General features: G+C 40.3%; 1 protein-coding gene. It reads left to right on the top strand.

Annotated elements, in window-relative coordinates:
• A partial coding sequence (locus H5154_RS22830) for a transposase (RefSeq protein WP_182719740.1) occupies window positions 1-885 on the top strand: 885 nt, incomplete at its 5' end.
• Window positions 886-1022 lie beyond the last annotated feature (137 nt).

Raw genomic sequence — 1022 nt, 5'->3', positions numbered from 1 at the left:
GGCGAAGATCGTTTTACTGGCCAATCATATGAGCATCGCAGGTGTTGGGTTGAAGAGAAGCTATTGGCTCTTTCTAACGTGTTTTGTATTGATGTTTGCGCATATGCAGTGATGAGTAATCATACGCACTTAGTGTTGTATGTTGATGATAAAAAAGCGAAACGACTGAACGATAAAGCCATTATTATCCGTTGGCATAAATTATGTAAAGGCACCATGCTGACAAATAAATATGTTCAAGGGGGCAAGCTAACGAAAGCAGAATGCTTCTTTTTAAATGAGACCGTCGATGAGTACCGTGAGCGTTTATCAAGTATTAGCTGGTTTATGCGATTATTAAATGAAGATATAGCTCGCAGGGCGAATAAAGAAGATGGATGTACAGGGCGATTTTGGGAAGGCCGTTTCAAATCACAAGCACTGTTAGATGAAGCCGCATTGGCTGCATGTATGGCGTATGTTGATTTAAACCCAATCAGAGCGAAGATAGCTCACACACCAGAAACATCGGATTACACGAGCGTACAAAAACGGATTGAAAGTGCAACCGACGGTAAACAACCAATACAATTACTACGCTTTGCAGGTATGCCAAGGCAGCACATGGCAAAGGGCTTACCATTTGAGTTAAAATCTTATTTAGAACTTGTAGAGTTAACAGGTCGTTGTATACGAGAAGATAAGCGCGGTTATATAGATAATACTCATTCACGGTTATTGGAGCGGGTAAATATCTCAGCAGATAATTGGTTAAAACTCACGAGCCACTTTACACGGGTGTTTCATGGCGCAGTCGGGAGGCCAACATCGCAGGAAGGATACTGTGAACATTTAAATAGAAAGCGGCGAGCAAACGTGAGAAATTGTGAAAAGCTATTAGCATAAAATAGAGCGATATAGTAAACCATCTAAAGCAATTCAAAAACTGCGAATTTGCAGCCTTTCTATGTCTAAAATTCAGTATTCAGCGGACATTAGTCACGTTATTTATTACAAACAACATTTCCTCGAAGAGTAATTGC

This window comes from Pseudoalteromonas sp. SR44-5 (assembly GCF_014163675.1).
In the GTDB taxonomy this organism is placed as follows: Bacteria; Pseudomonadota; Gammaproteobacteria; order Enterobacterales; family Alteromonadaceae; genus Pseudoalteromonas; species Pseudoalteromonas rhizosphaerae.
The sequence above is the reverse complement of the archived record's forward strand: the minus strand, read 5'-3'. Positions and strand labels throughout refer to the sequence as shown.